The sequence below is a fragment of the Streptomyces sp. SPB074 genome, assembly GCF_000154905.1.
Lineage (GTDB): Bacteria > Actinomycetota > Actinomycetes > Streptomycetales > Streptomycetaceae > Streptomyces.
This window is the reverse complement of record NZ_GG770539.1, coordinates 2,952,883-2,953,781: the sequence shown is the minus strand read 5'-3', so window position 1 is coordinate 2,953,781 and position 899 is coordinate 2,952,883. Positions and strand designations below refer to the sequence as shown.

Genomic DNA, 899 nt, shown 5'->3' with positions numbered 1-899 from the left:
TGGGAGCGGTACGGGGCCCGCTGGGCCGACCGGCTGCTCTGCGTCAGCGAGGCCGAGCGGCGTACGGGCGAACAGGCAGGCGTACGAGGCGAGTTCGCCGTACTGCCGAACGGCGTGGACCTCACGGCCTTCCGGCCGGACGGGGGCCGGTACGCGTACGGGGACGGCGCTCCGCTCGTCGTGTGCGTGGGGCGGCTGTGCCGGCAGAAGGGGCAGGACGTGCTGCTGCGGGCCTGGCCCGCCGTCCGCGCGGACGTACCGGGGGCGCGGCTCGTCCTCGTCGGCGACGGTCCCGACGCGGCGGAGCTGCGGCAACGGGCCGGTGAGGGAGTGGAGTTCGTGGGCGCGGCGGCGGACTGCGCGCGCTGGTACCGGGCCGCCGACCTCGTGGTGCTGCCCTCGCGCTGGGAGGGCATGGCGCTCGCCCCGCTGGAGGCGATGGCCTGCGGGCGGGCGCTCGTCCTCACGGACACGGGCGGCGCCCGCGAGAGCCTGCCGGGCGCGGCACTCCCGTACGCCCTCGTGCCCCCCGAGGCGCCGCTCGCGCTCGCCGCCGCGCTCGTGCGCCTGCTGCGCGCGCCGGTGCTGCGCGCGGACCTCGCCGCGGCGGGGCTCGCGCACGTACGCGCCCGGCACGACGTCGGGCGGACCGCGCGGGCCGTCTCCGCTCTCTACGGCGCGGTCCTCGCGCGGACCGGCAGGACCAGCCCCCCGGGCCCGCGCGGCACGACCGCAGCGGCCCGCCCTTCCAGGGAGTCGATGAGCTCGTGAGCGTGGAGAACGACGTGGTGCGGGTGGAGCTCTCGCCCGCGAGGACGGCGGAACCGCTGGTGCCGGTGGGCGCGGAACGGGTCACGACACCCAGGGCCGGAACGGGCCGCGGGTGCCGGGGCGGCACG

Annotated in this window: 1 protein-coding gene; it reads left to right on the top strand. The window is 78.6% G+C overall.

Annotated elements, in window-relative coordinates:
• Window positions 1-771, top strand: a 771-nt coding sequence (locus tag SSBG_RS12085) for a glycosyltransferase family 4 protein (protein ID WP_008746415.1), incomplete at its 5' end; no start/stop codon positions are given.
• Window positions 772-899: the final 128 nt, after the last annotated feature.